Consider the following 16,898-nt stretch of genomic DNA (forward strand, 5'->3'; position numbering starts at 1 on the left):
ATTCCGGATGCGTGCACGCGCGCAATCTGCTGGAAACTTGCTTCCAAAGCATCACGATCAACGTGCAGGTCGGTGTGATGATCGACAGCGTCAGCCGCGGGCAGTGCACCCGGCTGCGCGCTCGAGGAGCAGCGCACGCTCCTGCCGATTGTGCGTGAGTGCAGCAGCACGCTCGTACTCCGCACGCGCCTCCTCCATGCGGTTGAGGCGTGCAAGAAAATCGGCGCGGACGCTGGGCAGCAGGTGATAGCTGCGCAACGCCGGTTCGGCGAGCAGCGTATCGACGATGTCGAGGCCCGCTTGCGGCCCATACGCCATTGCCACCGCAACGGCGCGGTTGAGTTCAACGACGGGCGAGGGCGTGAGTTGCGCGAGCGCGTCGTACAGCGCGGCAATGCGCGTCCAGTCGGTTTGCTCGGCGGTGCGTGCGCTTGCATGACAGGCCGCAATGGCCGCCTGCAGCCCATACGGGCCGAGCCCTCGCCCGCAGGCTTCAGCCTGCGCGAGCGCTGCAAAGCCACGCTGGATGAGCAGGTAGTCCCAACGGCTGCGGTCCTGATCCATCAGGAGGATGGGGCGGCCGCCGGGGCCCACGCGTGCACGCAGGCGCGAGGCCTGCAGCTCCATCAGCGCGAGCAGGCCGTGCACTTCAGGCTCGCCGGGCATGAGACCGGCGAGGATGCGGCCGAGGCGCTGCGCTTCTTCGCACAGCGTGGGGCGCGTCCAGTCGTCGCCGGCGGTGGCGGCATAGCCTTCGTTGAAGACGAGATAGATCACCTGCAGCACGGCCGACAGCCGCTCGGGCAACGCATCGGGCTCGGGCAATTCGAAGGGCACGCGCGCGGCGGCAAGCGTCTTTTTCGCACGCACGATGCGCTGCGCCACCGTCGGTTCGGGCACCAGAAACGCGCGGGCGATTTCGTCCGTCGTCAGCCCGCCAAGCAATCGCAGCGTCAGCGCCACGCGGCCTTCGTGCGGCAGCACCGGATGACAGGAAATGAAGACCAGCCGCAGCAGATCGTCGCCGATGGCCTCGTCACGTGCGGCTTCGGCATCGGCCTGGGCCAGCTCGTGTTCGATCTCCAGCTCGATGGCAAGCCGCGCATGTTTCTGCTCTGCCAGCGTGTGATGCCGCAGCCGGTCAATGGCGCGGTGTTTGGCGGTGGCCGTGAGCCACGCGGCCGGGTTGTCGGGGATGCCGGATGCGGGCCATTGCTCCAGCGCCGCGACCAGCGCATCCTGCGCCAGCTCTTCTGCCAGGCCCACGTCGCGCAGCAGGCGCGCAAGCCCGGCAATGATCCTGGCCGATTCGATGCGCCACACCGCGTCGATGGTGCGGTGGATGGCGGGGGCGGCCTGCGTCGAATCGGCCATGACGGCGCCGCCTATTGCTGCTTGGCCGCCAGTTCGGCGCGCAGGCGTTCTTCACGCTCGCGGGCTTCGGGCGTGAACTCCGCACCAAAATCTTCCGCTTCAAACACGCGCCGGATTTCGAGGCGCACATTGCCGCCGCCATCCAATGCCGGCCAGCGCTTGACCCATTCGAGCGCTTCTTCTTCCGACTTGACCTGCAGCATGGTGTAGCCGGCGATCAGCTCCTTGGCTTCGGTAAATGGACCATCGATCACCGTCGGCTTGCCGCCCTTGAATTCCACACGTGCGCCGCGCGAGCTGGGGTGCAGGCCTTCGCCGCCCAACAGCACGCCCGCCTTGGCCAGCTCTTCCATGTATTTGCCCATGGCGGTCAGCAGTTCTTCGCTGGGCATCACCGAGGCTTCGGTGTCTTGGTCGGCCAGTCGCAGGATCATGAATCGCATGGTGTTTCTCCTTGGTTCGGTTGGGTGAGAGGCTTCGCAAGATGTTTGCGCCTCTACTTGCACGTCGAATGAGGGGTGGGCGAAATCGACACGCTACGACTTAGAAGATGTAACTGCATGTAACTGCGACGCGGTGTGAGGCGAGCGGCGCCTTAGGCCGCCTTTTTCGGCAGCCCTCGTGTGACTTCAAGTCGCCATGGCCTCGCCACGCGCGCATTCCGGTACTTCGGCCGGCTCGCGGGACATCTCGCTCGTGCGATACGACTCGCCCCATTCGCGCAGGCTGATCAGCACCGGCGCGAGCGATTCGCCCAGCGGGGTCAGCACATATTCGACTTTGGGCGGCACCTGCGGATACACGTGCCGCGCGATGACGCCGTCCGCTTCGAGTTCGCGCAATTGCAGCGTCAGCATGCGCTGCGTGGCATTCGGAATCAGGCGGGTCAGCTCCATGAAGCGCTTCTTCCCGGACAGCAGGTGGAACAGGATCACGGGCTTCCAGACCCCGCCGATCACGGAAAGCGTGACTTCGACGGCGCAGCCGCTTTTGCCGTCCAGACGTTTCAGACGCATGGTTTTATACCTACAAAATTGATAGTACCGGTGAAAATTGTACGTTTTTGCGGTGCGGGAGGTACGCCGTGACAATGCCTGCAATGCGGTATCGCTGCAAGTTTTTGCGGCGCTGCCGTTTCGCAACCTTTCCACTTTCCATTCAGGACGTCGTGCTCATGAAAGCCATTACCCTGCGCCAGCCCGCTGGCCTCGACAAACTTCAGCGCGTTGATCTGCCCGACCCCGGCCAGCCGGGCGCCGGAGAAATCCGCGTGCGTGTGCATGCCAGCTCGCTGAACTTCCACGATCTGGGCGTGGTGACCGGCCGCATGCCCAGCGCCGACGGCCGCATCCCGATGTCCGACGGCGCCGGCGTGGTGGAGGCGGTCGGCGAAGGCGTGGACGAGTTTGCCGTGGGCGATTCGGTTGTCTCGACGTTCTTCCCGACCTGGCTGGATGGCGGCCCGACCCTCGCCGATTTTGCGACCGTGCCCGGCGACGGTGTTGACGGCTACGCACGCGAATACGTCGTTCGCCCGGCGCATTGGTTTACGCACGCACCGCGCAGCTACAGCCACACCGAAGCCGCAACGCTGACGACGGCCGGGCTGACCGCATGGCGCGCGCTGGTAGTCGACGCGCGCTTGAAGGCGGGCGATACCGTGCTGGTGCTCGGGACGGGCGGCGTGTCGATCTTTGCGCTGCAATTTGCCAAGAGCATGGGCGCCACCGTGATCGCAACCTCGTCCTCCGACGAGAAACTCGCGCGTGCGCAGGCGCTCGGTGCCGATTTCACGATCAACTACCGGCGCGATACCGACTGGGCGGCCAAGGTGCTCGAGTACACGAACGGCCGGGGCGTCGACAACGTGATCGAAGTGGGTGGGCCCGACACGCTGAGTCAGTCCATCCAGGCATGCCGCACCGGCGGCCATATCGCCCTGATCGGCGTGCTGACCGGTATTGCAGGCCCGGTGCCGACGGTGGAGCTGATGCGGCGCCACCAGACCCTGCAAGGTTTGATTGTCGGCAGCCGGAGCCACCAGCGCGACATGGTGCGCGCCATCGACGCAACCGGCATCAAGCCGGTGATCGACCGGACGTTTGCGCTGGAAGACATTGCCGATGCGTTTGCGCATCAGGCGGCGGGCAAGCACTTCGGCAAGCTCTGCCTGTCGATTTGAGTGGGGCGGGGTGGCGCGGGGCGGCGCCGCCCCGCATCTGCCGGCCCATGCGCCGGCGTGATGGTTGCCCTTATCCCGTGAAATATTCGGGCCGCTGCCGGCGCGTGATTTCCAGCACCGGCAGCACGTGATCCAGATGTTCACGCATGGCACGCACGGCGCTTTTCGGGTTGTTGGACGCCAGCGCGTCGATGACCGCGCGGTGCTCGGCCAGCACCTCGGTCATGCGGCCCTCCAGGGGCAGGGTGAGCAGCCGGTAACGATCGATCTGCGTTTTGACTTCCAGGATGATCTGCCAGACGCCGGGGTAGCCCGACAACTCGGCCAGCGTGGCGTGAAAGGCTTCGTCGGTGCGGAAGAAGCCGCGCCGGTTGCTCTCGCGCACGCATTGCGCCTGCCGCTCCAGCACGACATTGAGTTTGTGGATGCCTTCGGGCGTCATGCGTTCGGCGGCCTTCTCGATGATGGCGACTTCCAGCGCGCTGCGCACCAGCATGGCCTCTTCGAGCGTATTGAGCGGAATGCGCGACACGAATGTCCCGACGCGCGCCTGGACGTCGATCAGCCCTTCCTCGGCCAAGCGCTGGACCGCCTCGTGCACGGGCGTGCGGCTGGTCCCGAATTCTTCCGCAAGGTCCTTCTCGACAATGCGCGTTCCGGGCAGCAACTCCATCTCGACAATCCGCTCGCGCAGGCTCAGATACACGCGTCGGGCGGCGGTCATGGTGGCTTCGTCCTCAGGTGAGGCGCGAAAGGGGCGCGAAGTCATGCAGCGAGCAACGGGTTGAGGGGCGTGGAAGGGATCGCAATGGCGCGGCCTGAGGTCAATGCGACCGGAGACCCGCAGCCGCGCGGGCACCATGATAGCGGCAAACTCCGCACGCTTGAATTGCGATTCAATCCAATCAGGATCGAATATCCACGGTTTAAAGAAATGCCACTGTCACACAGCATTCCTACCATGCGGATGCCAATCGATGTGACCGATTCATTTTATGAATCGCAGGCAATCAATACAGCATCGAACGCATTCGCTAGCTGAGTTTTTTTGAGAATTGTTCGTCTCGGATGCTTGGCGCGGTTGATCTGTGTCGATGAGAATTGCCACTTTTCAGGCATGACGTTCATTTCCCTTCGCACGTTGGACCAGCCTGCGAATTGCGACGGCAATCGCTTTGCCTTCTGGGTAGCCCAAAACGTAACGGAGAGAACCATGTCAATGAAAAGTCGGGCCGATCAACAGCCGGTGACGCTGGACGATCTGGCGGCTGTTCCTGAATTGAAGCGGCGGCAGTTGCTGCGCATGATGCTGGCTTCGACCGCGGTCGGCCTGTCGGGCGCGCTGGGCGGGTGCGGTGGTGGCGATGCATCGGACGCGTCGACGGGTTCCGCCTCAACGGGTACGGGCACGTCCCCCGGCGCGGGCAATCCGGGCATCGGTACGCCAGCGCCAAAAATGGTGTCGTCATTTACGCTGGCGGCCTTGCCGGATACGCAATTCTATCCGCGCTATGCATCGGCAAAAATGGGCGAGTTGTATCAAAAGAATTATCCGACCATCAATCCGCAATTCGATAATCCATTCAAATCGCAAACGCAATGGATTGCCCAGAATGCAAAAGCGCTGAAACTGGCCTTTACCACCCATCTTGGCGATATTGTCGATCAGTCCTGGTATTACACCTCTGAGGGTTCGGCACCGTGGAGCGCGAGTACCGATCTGCTGAGCAACAGCCAGCTCAGCAACGGCACCGTGACCAAAGAGTGGGAGCTGGCGAGCCAGGCAATGCAGGTGCTGGAAAAGGCCAACTGCAACTATTCGATTTGCGCGGGCAACCACGATATCGGCGCCATCGGCTCGTCGATGCAATGGGGGCCGGACTGGGGCGTGGGCGTTTCCGGTTTCGACAACACCGACGGATACCAGGACGGCGGCAGCCACCGGCAAGGTCTTCTGGAGCCGTATCTGAAAGTGTTTCCGACCGCGCGTGCCCAACAGCAGTCAACCTTCGGCGGCCGCCACGGTTCGGGCTTTCACGAGTACCACGTCTTCCAGGCGGAGGGAAACCAGTTTCTGGTGCTGTCGATGTCGTGGCGCGCTTCGGACGATGCGATTGCCTGGGCCAACTCGGTCATCGCAAAGAACCCCGGCATTCCGGTCATCCTGATTTGCCACCAGCTCGCGGGCATTGGTTCCGATGGTGTGACGGCAACCGATACGGCCTATTCGAGCTACCTGTGGGACAAGCTGATCAAGAACAACGACCAGATTTTCATGGCCGTGTCGGGTCACTATCACGGCGCGTGCAAGATGACGAAAAAGAACGCCGCCGGCAACGACGTCATCTTCATGGTCGTCGATTATCAGATGGCGTATATGGGCGGCAACGGCCTGATGCGCCTGTTCGAATTCGATCTGACGAACAACAGGATCGTCGCCAGTTCGTTCTCGCCGTGGGTGCCGGTCAAGCCGGAAGCGAGCCTCACCCCCTTCGATTCGGCGTGGCTGACGGCGGATAACCAGAACTTCTCAATCGACATCGATTTTGCCAAGCGCTTTGCCGGCTTCAATCCCGGCTTCAAGGCCGCGGCGGGCTCGGTGTCGGGCAGCCTGACCGACGTCGCCAAGGGCCTGATCCTGGCGAACTATCACAACCCGCCGCAGGTTGCGGGCAAGCCGGCGTCGGGCCCGAACGACTACCCCGTGGTGCCGAACACGCTGGCGCACTGGCGGTTCTACAACACGGCTGCGGCGGAGGGCCAGGCACTGTCTCCGTATCAGCCGGGCTTCCAGATCAAGGATGCCTCCGTGCCGGGCGATACCACGGCGGGCGCGAATCCCATTTCGCTGAACACCTGGATGGGCGGGCAACCCGGCGATCTGGTCTGGTCGAAGGATCATCATCCGCTGTCGTCGGCCCCGGGCAGCCTCCAGTTCAAGAACGCCAACCAGACAAGGTCTTCGTACTTCACAACCGACACGACTTCGCCGCTGAATGTGCAAACGTTTGCCAATGGCTACACGATCGAGGCGTTCCTGAAGATCGATTCGGCGTGGACCGCGCAGAACAATGCGTGGATGGGCATCCTGTATCGACTCGGTGCGCGCAGCGCGGCCACCGGCGTGTCGTGGCCGGGCGATGTCGACCAGGGCGACACGATGGCGATGTTCGCGTTTTCCAACTTGATGGAGTTCCAGTGGGAGGTCATCCCGACCGACAACACCGAGAACCTGGCGTGCTGGTCAGGCGGTGTCTCGGCAGGGCAGTGGCTGCACGTTGCCATCGTCAACGATGGGAAGGGCAGCACGACGATGTACGTGGAAGGCGCGCCCATCCTGCGCAACAACAGCGGGATGGACGGCATCCGCTACGTGGCGAGCAACCAGCAGATGGCCATCGGCTGCGCGCAATACGGCGGCAGCATGGGCAACGGCTTCTTCGGCAGCCTGGGCGAGATGCGGATTGTCGGTGCGCCGCTGCCGCCCAGCCAATGGCTGACGGCGCGCGCTTCGTAAGGTAATGGTGCTCCCGCCCTTGCGATGCGGCGGGAGCGCAGCCGGAACGCGTCGATGTGGCAGGTGTGCGGGCGGCCTGAGCGTCGAAATGACGACTCAATTCCGACTCATTCGTCCTCAAAAAGCGCGTTTTACGCTTCATTTCATTGACGATGTTGGCGGCACAGCGTTTCATGTCAGCAAAGCAGCTCTTGCATGGAGACGCACGTGCCACACGAAGACAACGCGGCGCCGATGTACCGAAGCGGAACCGCCGCCCGCATGGCCAAGATGCCTGTATCCACCCTGCGTGTGTGGGAGCAGCGCTATGGCGTGATTTCGCCGGCCAAATCGGAGTCCGGCCAACGGCTGTATTCGAGCGAGGACGTGCGGCGGCTCGCGCTGCTGCGTGCGCTTGTCAACCAGGGGCACGCAATTGGTGCGATTGCGCATGCGGACAGCGCCGAACTCCAGCAGTTGCTGGAATCCTCTGTAGCCGTGGAGGCGCCTGCACCCGCGCCGTCCACCGCTGCCATTTCGCTGGCCGTCTGCGGAGCATTACTGGCAGAGCGCGTTCGGCGCAGAAAGAGCACGCTTGCGTCGCTGGGCATCGAGCCCGTCACCGAGCTGCCGTCGCTCGACGGTGAGGACCTCCTCGACCCGCCGCCGCGCACCGACGCATTGGTCGTGGAAGCAGCCTCCCTGCATCCGGAGACAGCAGAAGCCGTGCTGGCCGCCGCACGCCGTTGCGGCGCCAGTGCTGTCGGCGTGATCTACAGCTTTGGCACGGTGCGTGCCACCGACATGCTGCGCGCAGCCGGCGTGCGGTTGTATCGCGAGCCCAACGCCCAGGGCGAACTCGACCAGGTTCTGCAGGAGTTGGCGCAGCTCGTACGCGTGGATGCCGTGTACGGAAAGCTCGAGCCGTTGCGGCGCAATGCGCGCAGGTTCACGGACCGCCAGCTGGAGATCTTCGCCAACGCCTCGCAGACGCTCGCCTGCGAATGCCCACGGCATCTTGTCGGGCTGATCCGCCAGCTCGACGCATTCGAGCGGTTCAGCGATGGCTGTGCGGTGCGGTCGTCGCTCGATGAACAACTTCACCGCTATCTCGGTGATGTCGCCAACCGCGCCCGGTTGATGCTCGAAGACGCGATGGAATTCGCCATTCGGGCTGAGACGCTGCATCCACCTGCGGGTTAGCTGCGTATAGGTGGATATGCGTCCCATCCACCTCGCGCGCAGCTTGCCTGAGGCGGCATGGGCGGTGAAAGCACCGCCGACTTTTCGGAGGCAACTTCAATGAAACTGACTTTGGATCCGCCCGGATTTTCCGGCGCGGTTGGCAGCGTGCCGCTTTCTGTCCGGATTCGCGAGCGGTTGATGAGCGCCGGCCACCGCTTTCACGCCAACGACAACATCGCCGCCTACCTGCGCGATGGTGAACTGGATCTGCTCCAGGCAGAGGTGGAGGAGCGCCTGCAGGCGGTGCTGCGCGCGCTCGTCATCGACGTGGAGCAAGACCACAACAGCCGGGAAACGGCGCGCCGCGTCGCCAAGATGTTCGTGCGCGAGGTGTTTGCCGGGCGCTACGTCGAAGCCCCCGAAGTGACGGCGTTTCCGAACGCGGAGCGGCTCAACGAGCTGATGGTGGTCGGGCCGTTGCGGGTGCGCAGCGCCTGCTCGCACCACCTGTGTCCGGTGATGGGGCGCGCGTGGGTCGGCGTCATGCCGCGCCAGGACTCCCAGTTGATCGGGCTGTCCAAGTACGCCCGGCTGATCGACTGGGTCATGAGCCGTCCGCAGATCCAGGAAGAAGCCATCAAGCAGATCGCCGACTTGCTGGAAGACCGCATGGCGCCCGACGGTCTGGCCGTTGTGCTGGAGGCCGAGCACTACTGCATGCACTGGCGCGGCACGAAAGACGACGAGTCGCGCATGGTGAGCAGCGTGATGCGCGGCGTGTTTCTGACCGATCCCAGCCTGCGGCGCGAGTTTCTTGCGCTGCTGCCCGGCCGCCACGGCGGATGAGCGCCCAGCCAATCCAAGAGGCATCGCCTTGAACATTCTTCAGTTTCCTGCAAAGCGCATCGCCGTGGTCGGCTCCGGCATCTCGGGGCTGGCGGCGGCGCATTTTCTTGCGAAGCGGCATGCCGTGACGCTGTTCGAGGCCGCGCCACGGCTTGGCGGGCACACCAATACGGTCGACATTGAGGAGGGCGGGCAGGTCTTTGGCGTCGATACCGGTTTTCTCGTGTTCAATGCCCGCACGTATCCGAACCTGATTGCGTTGTTCGACGAGCTTGGCGTAGCGCATTGCGAGAGCGACATGTCGTTCAGCGTGTCGGTCGACGGCGGGGCGCTGGAATGGGCGGGCACCAGCCTCAGCACGGTCTTTGCACAGCCGCGCAATCTGGTCTCGGCCCGGTTCCTGTCGATGCTGAGCGACATCCTGCGCTTCAACCGCCAGGCGCACGCCAACCTGGCCGTGGCCCGCAATGAACGCCACAGCCTCGGCACGCTGCTGGCTGCCGGCCGCTATGGCGAGCCGTTCTGCGCGCACTATCTGCTGCCGATGGCGGCTGCCATCTGGTCGACGCCGAGCCGCGAGATCCTGGCGTTTCCGGCCGAAACATTCCTTCGGTTCTGTCTGAACCACGGCTTGCTGCAGGTCTTCAACCGGCCGCGTTGGCGGACCGTCAAAGGCGGCGCGCGCAGCTATGTGCAGGCGATTGCCGGCCGGCTGGCCGATGTGCGTGTCGGCACACCGGTGCGAGGCATCCGCCGTGCAGAAACCCATGCCGATGTCCGCACGGATGCGGGAAGCGAGCGATACGACGCCGTGGTGCTTGCCACGCATGCACCGCAGACGCTGCAGCTGCTCGACGATGCCACCGACGACGAGCGCGCCGTGCTGGGCGCCTTCCGGTACCAGCCCAACACTGCATTCCTGCATCGGGATACCCGCCTGTTGCCGCGTCGGCGGCGCGTGTGGTCGGCATGGAACTATCTGGATGCGCCCCACGCCGGCACAACGGCGGGCGCGCCGTGCGTCAGCTACCTGCTGAACCAGCTGCAACCGCTGCCGGTGTCGACGCCCGTGGTGGTCACGCTCAATCCATCCGCGCCGCCCGCGCCCGAGCTGGAGTATCGGCGCTTCGAATACGAGCATCCGGTGTTCGACCAACCGGCCATCGACGCGCAGGCCCGCCTGCCGGCATTGCAGGGCCGCAGCCGAACCTGGTTTGCGGGCGCCTGGACCGGCTACGGATTCCACGAAGACGGGCTGAAGTCCGCGTTGCGCGTTGTGGCGGATTTCGGCTGTGCTCCGGCCTGGGCACAGGTGGCGCCATGAATGGCGACGCGCAGCTTCTCGTCGGCCAGGTCATGCACCGTCGCCTGCGGCCGGTAATCAATCGCTTCGTCTATCCGGTCTTTGCCGTGCGCGTGAAGCTTTCCGCGCTCGGGCGCCTGACCGGGACGTGGTTCGGCGTGGATTGCTTCCGCCCGCTGTCCTTGCGCGCGCGCGATTACGGCCCCCGAGACGGCACGGACCTGCTCACCTGGATACGTGGCGTGCTGAGCAGTGCGGGTTTGCCTGCCGATGGCGAAGTCTGGCTGCAGACCTTTCCGCGCATTGCCGGCTGGATGTTCAACCCCGTCTCGTTCTGGTATTGCCACGACGCGGCCGGCACGCTGCGCGCGGTGTTGGCCGAGGTCAACAACACCTTTGGGCAGCACCATCGATACCTGCTGTGCGCGCACGACGGCGGGGCCATTGACGCGCACACCGTGCTGACGTGCCGCAAGCAGCTGCATGTCTCGCCCTTCTGCCGGGTCGAGGGCGGTTATCGGTTCCGCTTTGCCGAGGGCGCTGCAACGGCGCTGGTGCGCATCGATTATCACGACCGCGACGGCGCCTTGCTGCAGACCGCCATCGGTGGCCGGTTGCAGCCTTTCGATGCCGCCCACCTGCGGCGCGCGCTGCTGCGCCAGCCTTTGCTTGCCCTGCAGGTCATTGGCCGCATCCATTGGCAGGCCCTGCGCCTGTGGCTCAAGGGCGTGCCGTTCTTTGGCCGCGCCCCGCACGACAGAACTTCTCCGGAGAACTCCCGATGACAGCCTCAAGCTCCCTCGCCTGGGTGCCGTCCCATGTTCCTGCTGCCGGCCGGCTGTTTCTGGCGCTGGCCGGTCGGCTGCGGCACGGCGTCCTTCACCTTGTCACGCCCGATGGCGATGTGCAGATTGGCGATGCCGCATCGCCGCTCGTGGCAGATCTGCGCATCACCGACTGGCGCGCCTGCGGACGCATCCTGCGCAGCGGCGACGTGGGCTTTGCCGAGGCGTATCGCGACGGATGGATCGACTCGACCAACCTTACCAACCTGCTGCGGCTGGCCATCGTGAATGCCGCCACGCTGGACCAAGCGATCTTCGGGAATGCACTGGCGCGCTCCGTCCTGCGCTTGCGCCACCTGCTACGCCGGAACAGTCGCCGCGGCAGCCGTCGCAATATCCATCTGCATTACGACCTGGGCAATGACTTCTATCGCCTGTGGCTGGACGAGGGCATGGCGTATTCCTCGGCCTGGTTCAACGGCAATCTGCGGCATGGGCTTGCCGAGGCGCAAGCCGCCAAGTACCGGCGCGTGTGCGACCTGCTGAGGGTGGAGCCCGGCATGGACGTACTGGAAATCGGTTGCGGATGGGGTGGCCTGATGGAGATGGCCTGCGCGCGCGGTGCACATGTGCATGGCATCACGCTCTCGGAAGAACAGCGGCGCTACACGGCCGAGCGCCTGGCCGACGAGCCCCGCGCCCGCATTGAGCTGCGTGACTATCGGGACCTGGACGGGGCGTACGACGCCATCGCATCCATCGAGATGTTTGAGGCCGTGGGCGAGGCGTACTGGTCGGGCTACTTCCGGACGCTGGTGCGCTGCCTGCGGCATGGCGGCCGCGCGCTGGTGCAGAGCATCACCATCGACGAAGCGCATTTCGAGCGCTACCGCGCCGGCACCGATTTCATCCAGCAGTTCATCTTCCCGGGCGGCATGTTGCCCAGTCGCGAGCGCTTTATCCGGCTGGCGGAGCAACACGGCTTGCGTGTGGTCGACCGCCTTGACTTCGGCCGCGACTACGCAGAGACATTGCGCCGCTGGAGCCAGCGTTTCGAAGCCCGCCTGGAGGCCGTGCGCGCACTCGGCTTCGACGAGCCCTTCATCCGGATCTGGCGCTTGTACTTCGCGTACTGCGAGGCCGGCTTCGACGAAGGCCGGATCGGCGTGTCGCAGTTCCTCCTGGAGCGGGGGTGACGATGTCGGCGATGGGCGTTGCACTCGTTGCGCTGGTGTTCCTCGTGGCGGTGTTCAGTGCGGTGTGGGCGTGGCAGCTGCGCACGAGGAACGCCGGCATGGTCGATCCGATTTGGGCGTTCTCGCTGGGCGTGGTGGCCTTGCTCTATGCGGCGCTGAGTACAGGTTCGTTGCCGGCACGCTTGCTGGTCGGGGCCGGCGGCGCGGTGTGGGGTGCGCGCCTTGGCTGGCATCTGTGGCGGCGCAACGCCGGCAAGCCGGAAGACGCGCGCTACCGCAAGTTGCGCGAGGAGTGGGGCGCGGCCGCATCGCGAAACATGTTTGGTTTCTTCCAGTTGCAGGCGGCGGTCTCGATGTTTCTGTCGATCGCGTTTGCCGTGCCGAGCTACCGGCCAGATTCACCTGGCGCTTTTGCCATGGCGGTGGCGGTTGCGCTGTGGCTGATTGCGGTGATGGGCGAGGCGGTGGCGGACGGGCAACTGCGCCGCTTTGCAGCAGACGCGGCCAACCGCGGCAAGACGTGCCAGGTGGGGCTGTGGCGCTATTCGCGGCATCCCAACTATTTTTTTGAATGCGTGCACTGGCTGGCCTATGTGCCCCTTGCGATCGGGGCGCCTTGGGCAGGGCTCACGCTGTTGCCGCCCGTGGCCATGGCCTGGTTGCTCGTCAAGGTGTCGGGCGTTCCCATGCTTGAGGCCCATATGCACGCCACGCGCAGTGACTACGCCGAATACGCCCGCACGACGAGCGTGCTGATCCCCTGGCCGCCGCGCCACTGACAACAGACGTACAGATCCAAGGAACCGACATGACTGCACTGTCCACGCCGACCCTACCGCCGCAGGCTGCGGCCGACGCCAGTGACGGCTGGCTCATCCAGTGCTGTGAGCGCGGATGGCTGCCGGATGGGCTGGTGCGCGCAGGCATGCGTGCCCTCATGCGCCAACGCCTGCGAGACGAAGGTCTGAACGACGGCGAACTGCGTTCGCGGCGTTTCAATGCGCTGCTGGACGAGCTGCACAGCAGCCCGATTGCCATTGAGACAGACGCGGCCAACACGCAGCATTACGAATTGCCGCCCGCTTTTTTCGAGGCTCACCTGGGGCCGCAGTTGAAGTACTCCTGCGCCCTGTACCCGACCGGCAACGAAACGCTGGCCGAGGCCGAAGAGGCAATGTTTGCCTGCTATGCCGAGCGTGCCAGCCTGGCCGACGGTCAGTGCATTCTGGATCTGGGCTGCGGCTGGGGATCGTTGTCGCTGTGGATGGCCAAGCGCTATCCCAACGCACGCATCGTGGCGCTGTCGAATTCGCGGGGCCAGCGCAGCTGGATCGAGGCTCGCGCTGCCGAGCGGGGTCTGACGAACCTGACCGTGCACACCGGCAACATCGTCGATTTCGAGTTTGCCGAGATGCCCAAGGGCGGCCGCTTTGATCGTGTTGTCTCGATCGAAATGTTCGAGCACATGAAGAACTACGGCCTGCTGTTGAGCAAGATCGCGCGATGGATGCGACCGGACGCGGTGCTGTTCGTGCACATCTTTGCGCATCGCACGCTGGCGTATCACTTTCAAGTACAGGACGGCACCGACTGGATGTCGAAGTACTTCTTCACCGGCGGCACGATGCCATCGGAGGCGTTGCTGCTCGAGTTCCAGGACGACCTGCGCATGGCGCGGCACTGGTGGGTCAGCGGCACACACTACGCGCGCACCGCCGACCATTGGCTCGCCAACCTTGACGCGGCCCGTGATCGTTTGATGCCGGTGTTCGTCCAGACCTATGGCAAGGCCCAGGCGGCCGTGTGGTTTCAACGCTGGCGCATGTTCTACCTGGCAGTGTCGACGTTGTTCGGCTATGCAAACGGCAACGAATGGGGCGTGGCGCATTACCGGTTCGTCAAACGGTAGTGCGCGCGGCGGCAGTCAGGGCGAAATGCCGATGCCATCGCTGCGCTCGCCCATCCACACCAGCAGCGGCATCCATATCGCCCAACCGACAGCCAGCGCGCCCAGCGTGGCAGCCATCTCCGAAATGTGGGCTGCCCCCAGCGCGGCGCCCGCGCGAAACGAGAGCGGGCCGGCAACGGCCCCAAGCGCCATCGCCAGCCACCATCTGCCGCGTAGCCAACGAAAGAGGACATTCACTTGGATCGCGAACAGCACCCACAGCGCCAGCAGCCAGGGCGGTGCGAATCCGGCCCACAACGTGCCGTGCGGATAGGCGATGAGGCCGGCGCGTATCAGGAGCGTTTCCCACGGCGCCGCCAGCACCACCACCCACACCACCAGCCGCAATTCGCGTTGCGGTTGGCGGGCTTGCCGCAAGTGCAGCGCGAGCAGTACGGCCACGAAGACGATGCCGATCCACGCGGCGTCGCGCGCGGCACTCAGCACGCAGACAAACCAGCCGGCCTGTCCGGCCACCGCATAGAGGAGAGCACGATGAGAACGCATCAAAGAGGCCCTCGTGGGGTCAACCTGTCAGGTTGGGCACGTTGTTTGGCGGTAGCCGCGCTGGCGCTGGCCGCCGCTGCCTGCTCCGGGCCGCCGCCCAATCCCAATCCGCGCGCGGCGGTGCCGTTGCAGACGGTGCCGGTTGACTTGCCGCGCTACATGGGGCGTTGGTATGTCATCGCCAACATTCCGTACTTTGGCGAGCGGGGCAACGTCGGCAGCTATGCCGAATGGTCGCTGCGGCCCGATGGCCGTATTGACGACGCGTACGTCTATCGGCCCGGCAGTTTTGACGCACCATTCAAACGCATGCAGTTCGTCGATTCGGTGGTGGACGGCAGCGGCGGCGGCGAATGGCGCGTGCGGTTGTTCTGGCCCATCTACGTGTCGCAGCTGACGCTGTATGTCGACCCCGAATATCGCGTGACGCTGCTTGGCTATCCGGACAAAAGCCTCGGCTGGGTGTTCTCGCGCGAGCCCAACATGAGCGATGCGGACTATCGCGCGGCACTGAGCCGTTTTCAGGCGATGGGTTACGACATTTCGCGTTTCCGGCGCGTACCGCAGTTCCCGAGCCAGATCGGGCAACCGGGCTTCCAGTCGCCGGGAGACGCCAACTAGCCGTACGCGCATCAACGTGACTTGCCCAGAAGGTGACGACGCAAGGACGGAGCGCGCGTGCCGGGTGCCAGCCAGATATCGAAAAAGGCGCGCGCGAAGGCGGGATCGTTCACCTCGGTCGTCAGTTGTCCATTTGCGTAGAAGCGTGCGCCGCGCCCGGGCAGATACACGCCGCACAAAGTGTCGCCCGGTTTGACATCGGGAAAGGCGGGCGTCATCGCACGCTGCCATTGCGCGAGGGTGTCGTCGGGCGGGACGGGGGTCTGGAGCCGCCGGATCTCGTCGATGGCGGTTTCGATGAGCCGGCTTCGCTCGATTGCGCGCCGGTATGTCACTTCCAGCGCAAAGGGCGCGTCATAGCTGGGCGGCAGCTCAGCGCTCCACAACTGCGCGTCGTAGAGGCAGAACCCCAGCAGGCACAGCGCTCCCTTGCCTGACAGCTGCGGCGCGGGCACCGTGTCGCGGCAATCGGCCCGGGCGCCGACGCTCATGATGGAGGACAGAACAAGGGCCAGGGCTCGGCCGGCGTGAACGCGTTTGGCAGGCATCTTGCAAGGGCGTGCGTGGAGTCAAGCGTTGAACAGGCTGCTTTCGGAGTCTACTGACGGAGCCCCCGATGCGGAGACGCTGGTACGAAATTTTCTCGATGCAAATCGTGCTCACGACTTACACCGATCTGCAACGGGATTCATCGGGTGTAGACGCATTTGCCAACGCAAAGCGTGTTCACTGGTTGGAATGCGCCGCGGGTTCTGCTGCATTTCGTTGACGCGCTGCGTGGTGCAGCGTTTCATGTCGCCATGGGCGACATTCATGTTGGGAGGATTTGAATGGCAGGTGCGTTGACAACCGCGTTTCAACGCGCGAAGCAGGGGCTGCGTGCAGTGCGCACGCGCCTGCAATGGCTGGCCCCGCTCCTGGCGGGCGCGACGCTTCTGGCAGGCTGTTTGCCGACGAGCCCGCCCGAAGGCATCACTGCTGTCACGCCGTTCGATCTTCAACGGTATCAGGGGCGCTGGTACGAGCAGGCACGGCTCGATCATTCGTTCGAGCGAGGCTTGACCGACGTATCGGCCACGTACCAGCCCCAACCCGACGGCAGCGTGCGTGTGGTCAATCGTGGCTTCGATCCGGCCAAGAATGAATGGCGCGAGGCGGTCGGCAAAGCGCTGTTCGTGGGCAGCCCCGATACCGGCTCGCTGAAGGTGTCCTTCTTCGGTCCGTTTTATGGTGGATATCACGTGGCGGCGCTCGATCCGGGCTATCGCTGGGCGCTGGTTGTCGGGCCGGACCGCAGCTACTGCTGGGTGTTGACGCGGGACAAGCAACTCGACCCCGGGCAGCGTGAGGCGATCTTCGCCCGCGCACGTGCGCTGGGCATTGATACGAAGGCGCTCATCTCGGTATCCCATGAGCGGCAGGATCCGTCTCAGTAGCGCGAGGGCGTATGCACAA

The 16,898-nt window shown here is 64.5% G+C and carries 17 protein-coding genes; 11 read left to right on the forward strand and 6 right to left on the reverse strand.

Annotated features, from left to right (window positions below):
• Window positions 1-90: 90 nt before the first annotated feature.
• The 3 genes from ABIC76_RS07445 to ABIC76_RS07455 all read right to left on the reverse strand — a co-directional run bounded on the left by ABIC76_RS07445 (window position 91) and on the right by ABIC76_RS07455 (window position 2,390).
• A complete protein-coding gene (locus tag ABIC76_RS07445; protein ID WP_354533491.1) occupies window positions 91-1,374 on the reverse strand; it encodes an RNA polymerase sigma factor in 1,284 nt (427 codons plus the stop codon).
• A gap of 11 nt (window positions 1,375-1,385) precedes the next feature.
• The gene (locus tag ABIC76_RS07450; protein ID WP_354533492.1) at window positions 1,386-1,817 is read right to left on the reverse strand and encodes a YciI family protein; all 432 of its coding nucleotides are present in this window, start codon (window positions 1,815-1,817) and stop codon (window positions 1,386-1,388) included.
• A gap of 186 nt (window positions 1,818-2,003) precedes the next feature.
• On the reverse strand, window positions 2,004-2,390 hold the full coding sequence (locus ABIC76_RS07455) for a winged helix-turn-helix transcriptional regulator (RefSeq protein WP_354533493.1): 387 nt from the start codon (window positions 2,388-2,390) through the stop codon (window positions 2,004-2,006).
• 158 nt (window positions 2,391-2,548) lie between these two features.
• On the opposite strand from ABIC76_RS07455, the gene ABIC76_RS07460 reads away from it, so the two are divergent.
• On the forward strand, window positions 2,549-3,556 hold the full coding sequence (locus ABIC76_RS07460; RefSeq protein WP_354533494.1) for a zinc-dependent alcohol dehydrogenase family protein: 1,008 nt from the start codon (window positions 2,549-2,551) through the stop codon (window positions 3,554-3,556).
• Between the two features lie 70 nt (window positions 3,557-3,626).
• Here the strand turns inward: ABIC76_RS07460 and ABIC76_RS07465 are convergent, their stop codons facing one another.
• On the reverse strand, window positions 3,627-4,280 hold the full coding sequence (locus ABIC76_RS07465; RefSeq protein WP_354533495.1) for a GntR family transcriptional regulator: 654 nt from the start codon (window positions 4,278-4,280) through the stop codon (window positions 3,627-3,629).
• Between the two features lie 489 nt (window positions 4,281-4,769).
• Here ABIC76_RS07465 and ABIC76_RS07470 point away from each other — a divergent pair, with 489 nt between their 5' ends.
• The 8 genes from ABIC76_RS07470 to ABIC76_RS07505 all read left to right on the forward strand — a co-directional run bounded on the left by ABIC76_RS07470 (window position 4,770) and on the right by ABIC76_RS07505 (window position 14,276).
• Window positions 4,770-7,073, forward strand: coding sequence for a LamG-like jellyroll fold domain-containing protein (locus tag ABIC76_RS07470; RefSeq protein WP_354533496.1), 2,304 nt, complete (start codon window positions 4,770-4,772; stop codon window positions 7,071-7,073).
• A gap of 207 nt (window positions 7,074-7,280) precedes the next feature.
• On the forward strand, window positions 7,281-8,255 hold the full coding sequence (locus tag ABIC76_RS07475) for a MerR family transcriptional regulator (RefSeq protein WP_354533497.1): 975 nt from the start codon (window positions 7,281-7,283) through the stop codon (window positions 8,253-8,255).
• A gap of 99 nt (window positions 8,256-8,354) precedes the next feature.
• The gene (gene folE, locus ABIC76_RS07480) at window positions 8,355-9,083 is read left to right on the forward strand and encodes a GTP cyclohydrolase I (protein ID WP_354533498.1); all 729 of its coding nucleotides are present in this window, start codon (window positions 8,355-8,357) and stop codon (window positions 9,081-9,083) included.
• Between the two features lie 28 nt (window positions 9,084-9,111).
• On the forward strand, window positions 9,112-10,407 hold the full coding sequence (locus tag ABIC76_RS07485) for an NAD(P)/FAD-dependent oxidoreductase (protein WP_354533499.1): 1,296 nt from the start codon (window positions 9,112-9,114) through the stop codon (window positions 10,405-10,407).
• Entirely contained in the window at window positions 10,404-11,171 is a 768-nt protein-coding gene (locus tag ABIC76_RS07490; RefSeq protein WP_354533500.1) for a DUF1365 domain-containing protein, read from the forward strand. Before ABIC76_RS07485 ends, ABIC76_RS07490 begins: the two co-directional genes overlap by 4 nt.
• Window positions 11,168-12,367, forward strand: coding sequence for a class I SAM-dependent methyltransferase (locus tag ABIC76_RS07495; RefSeq protein WP_354533501.1), 1,200 nt, complete (start codon window positions 11,168-11,170; stop codon window positions 12,365-12,367). Before ABIC76_RS07490 ends, ABIC76_RS07495 begins: the two co-directional genes overlap by 4 nt.
• A 2-nt stretch (window positions 12,368-12,369) precedes the next feature.
• Window positions 12,370-13,146: a DUF1295 domain-containing protein gene (locus ABIC76_RS07500; RefSeq protein ID WP_354533565.1), complete on the forward strand. Its 777-nt coding sequence runs from the start codon at window positions 12,370-12,372 to the stop codon at window positions 13,144-13,146.
• Window positions 13,147-13,175: 29 nt separating this feature from the next.
• Window positions 13,176-14,276: an SAM-dependent methyltransferase gene (locus ABIC76_RS07505; protein ID WP_104565014.1), complete on the forward strand. Its 1,101-nt coding sequence runs from the start codon at window positions 13,176-13,178 to the stop codon at window positions 14,274-14,276.
• A gap of 15 nt (window positions 14,277-14,291) precedes the next feature.
• On the opposite strand, the gene ABIC76_RS07510 is transcribed toward ABIC76_RS07505, so the two are convergent.
• Window positions 14,292-14,822, reverse strand: coding sequence for a DUF2878 domain-containing protein (locus ABIC76_RS07510; RefSeq protein ID WP_354533502.1), 531 nt, complete (start codon window positions 14,820-14,822; stop codon window positions 14,292-14,294).
• Between ABIC76_RS07510 and ABIC76_RS07515 the strand changes: the two genes are divergently transcribed.
• On the forward strand, window positions 14,811-15,443 hold the full coding sequence (locus ABIC76_RS07515) for a lipocalin family protein (protein WP_502947845.1): 633 nt from the start codon (window positions 14,811-14,813) through the stop codon (window positions 15,441-15,443). The two genes, ABIC76_RS07510 and ABIC76_RS07515, sit on opposite strands and share 12 nt — an antisense overlap.
• An 11-nt stretch (window positions 15,444-15,454) precedes the next feature.
• Here ABIC76_RS07515 and ABIC76_RS07520 read toward each other — a convergent pair whose 3' ends face one another.
• Window positions 15,455-15,934: a chalcone isomerase family protein gene (locus ABIC76_RS07520; RefSeq protein ID WP_354533567.1), complete on the reverse strand. Its 480-nt coding sequence runs from the start codon at window positions 15,932-15,934 to the stop codon at window positions 15,455-15,457.
• Window positions 15,935-16,273: 339 nt separating this feature from the next.
• Between ABIC76_RS07520 and ABIC76_RS07525 the strand changes: the two genes are divergently transcribed.
• Window positions 16,274-16,879 (forward strand): lipocalin family protein, encoded by a 606-nt coding sequence (locus ABIC76_RS07525; RefSeq protein WP_354533503.1) that lies wholly within the window; start codon window positions 16,274-16,276, stop codon window positions 16,877-16,879.
• Window positions 16,880-16,898 lie beyond the last annotated feature (19 nt).

The organism is Ralstonia sp. 1138 (assembly GCF_040544795.1).
Classification (GTDB): Bacteria; Pseudomonadota; Gammaproteobacteria; order Burkholderiales; family Burkholderiaceae; genus Ralstonia; species Ralstonia flatus.

What these genes read in the sequence shown, in the direction of transcription:
- ABIC76_RS07445 (WP_354533491.1), bottom strand. Translation starts at nt 1,374, where the DNA reads ATGGCCGATTCGACGCAGGCCGCCCCCGCCATCCACCGCACCATCGAC.
- ABIC76_RS07450 (WP_354533492.1), bottom strand. Translation starts at nt 1,817, where the DNA reads ATGCGATTCATGATCCTGCGACTGGCCGACCAAGACACCGAAGCCTCG.
- ABIC76_RS07455 (WP_354533493.1), bottom strand. Translation starts at nt 2,390, where the DNA reads ATGCGTCTGAAACGTCTGGACGGCAAAAGCGGCTGCGCCGTCGAAGTC.
- ABIC76_RS07460 (WP_354533494.1), top strand. Translation starts at nt 2,549, where the DNA reads ATGAAAGCCATTACCCTGCGCCAGCCCGCTGGCCTCGACAAACTTCAG.
- ABIC76_RS07465 (WP_354533495.1), bottom strand. Translation starts at nt 4,280, where the DNA reads ATGACCGCCGCCCGACGCGTGTATCTGAGCCTGCGCGAGCGGATTGTC.
- ABIC76_RS07470 (WP_354533496.1), top strand. Translation starts at nt 4,770, where the DNA reads ATGTCAATGAAAAGTCGGGCCGATCAACAGCCGGTGACGCTGGACGAT.
- folE (WP_354533498.1), top strand. Translation starts at nt 8,355, where the DNA reads ATGAAACTGACTTTGGATCCGCCCGGATTTTCCGGCGCGGTTGGCAGC.
- ABIC76_RS07490 (WP_354533500.1), top strand. Translation starts at nt 10,404, where the DNA reads ATGAATGGCGACGCGCAGCTTCTCGTCGGCCAGGTCATGCACCGTCGC.
- ABIC76_RS07495 (WP_354533501.1), top strand. Translation starts at nt 11,168, where the DNA reads ATGACAGCCTCAAGCTCCCTCGCCTGGGTGCCGTCCCATGTTCCTGCT.
- ABIC76_RS07500 (WP_354533565.1), top strand. Translation starts at nt 12,370, where the DNA reads ATGTCGGCGATGGGCGTTGCACTCGTTGCGCTGGTGTTCCTCGTGGCG.
- ABIC76_RS07505 (WP_104565014.1), top strand. Translation starts at nt 13,176, where the DNA reads ATGACTGCACTGTCCACGCCGACCCTACCGCCGCAGGCTGCGGCCGAC.
- ABIC76_RS07515 (WP_502947845.1), top strand. Translation starts at nt 14,811, where the DNA reads ATGAGAACGCATCAAAGAGGCCCTCGTGGGGTCAACCTGTCAGGTTGG.
- ABIC76_RS07510 (WP_354533502.1), bottom strand. Translation starts at nt 14,822, where the DNA reads ATGCGTTCTCATCGTGCTCTCCTCTATGCGGTGGCCGGACAGGCCGGC.
- ABIC76_RS07520 (WP_354533567.1), bottom strand. Translation starts at nt 15,934, where the DNA reads ATGAGCGTCGGCGCCCGGGCCGATTGCCGCGACACGGTGCCCGCGCCG.
- ABIC76_RS07525 (WP_354533503.1), top strand. Translation starts at nt 16,274, where the DNA reads ATGGCAGGTGCGTTGACAACCGCGTTTCAACGCGCGAAGCAGGGGCTG.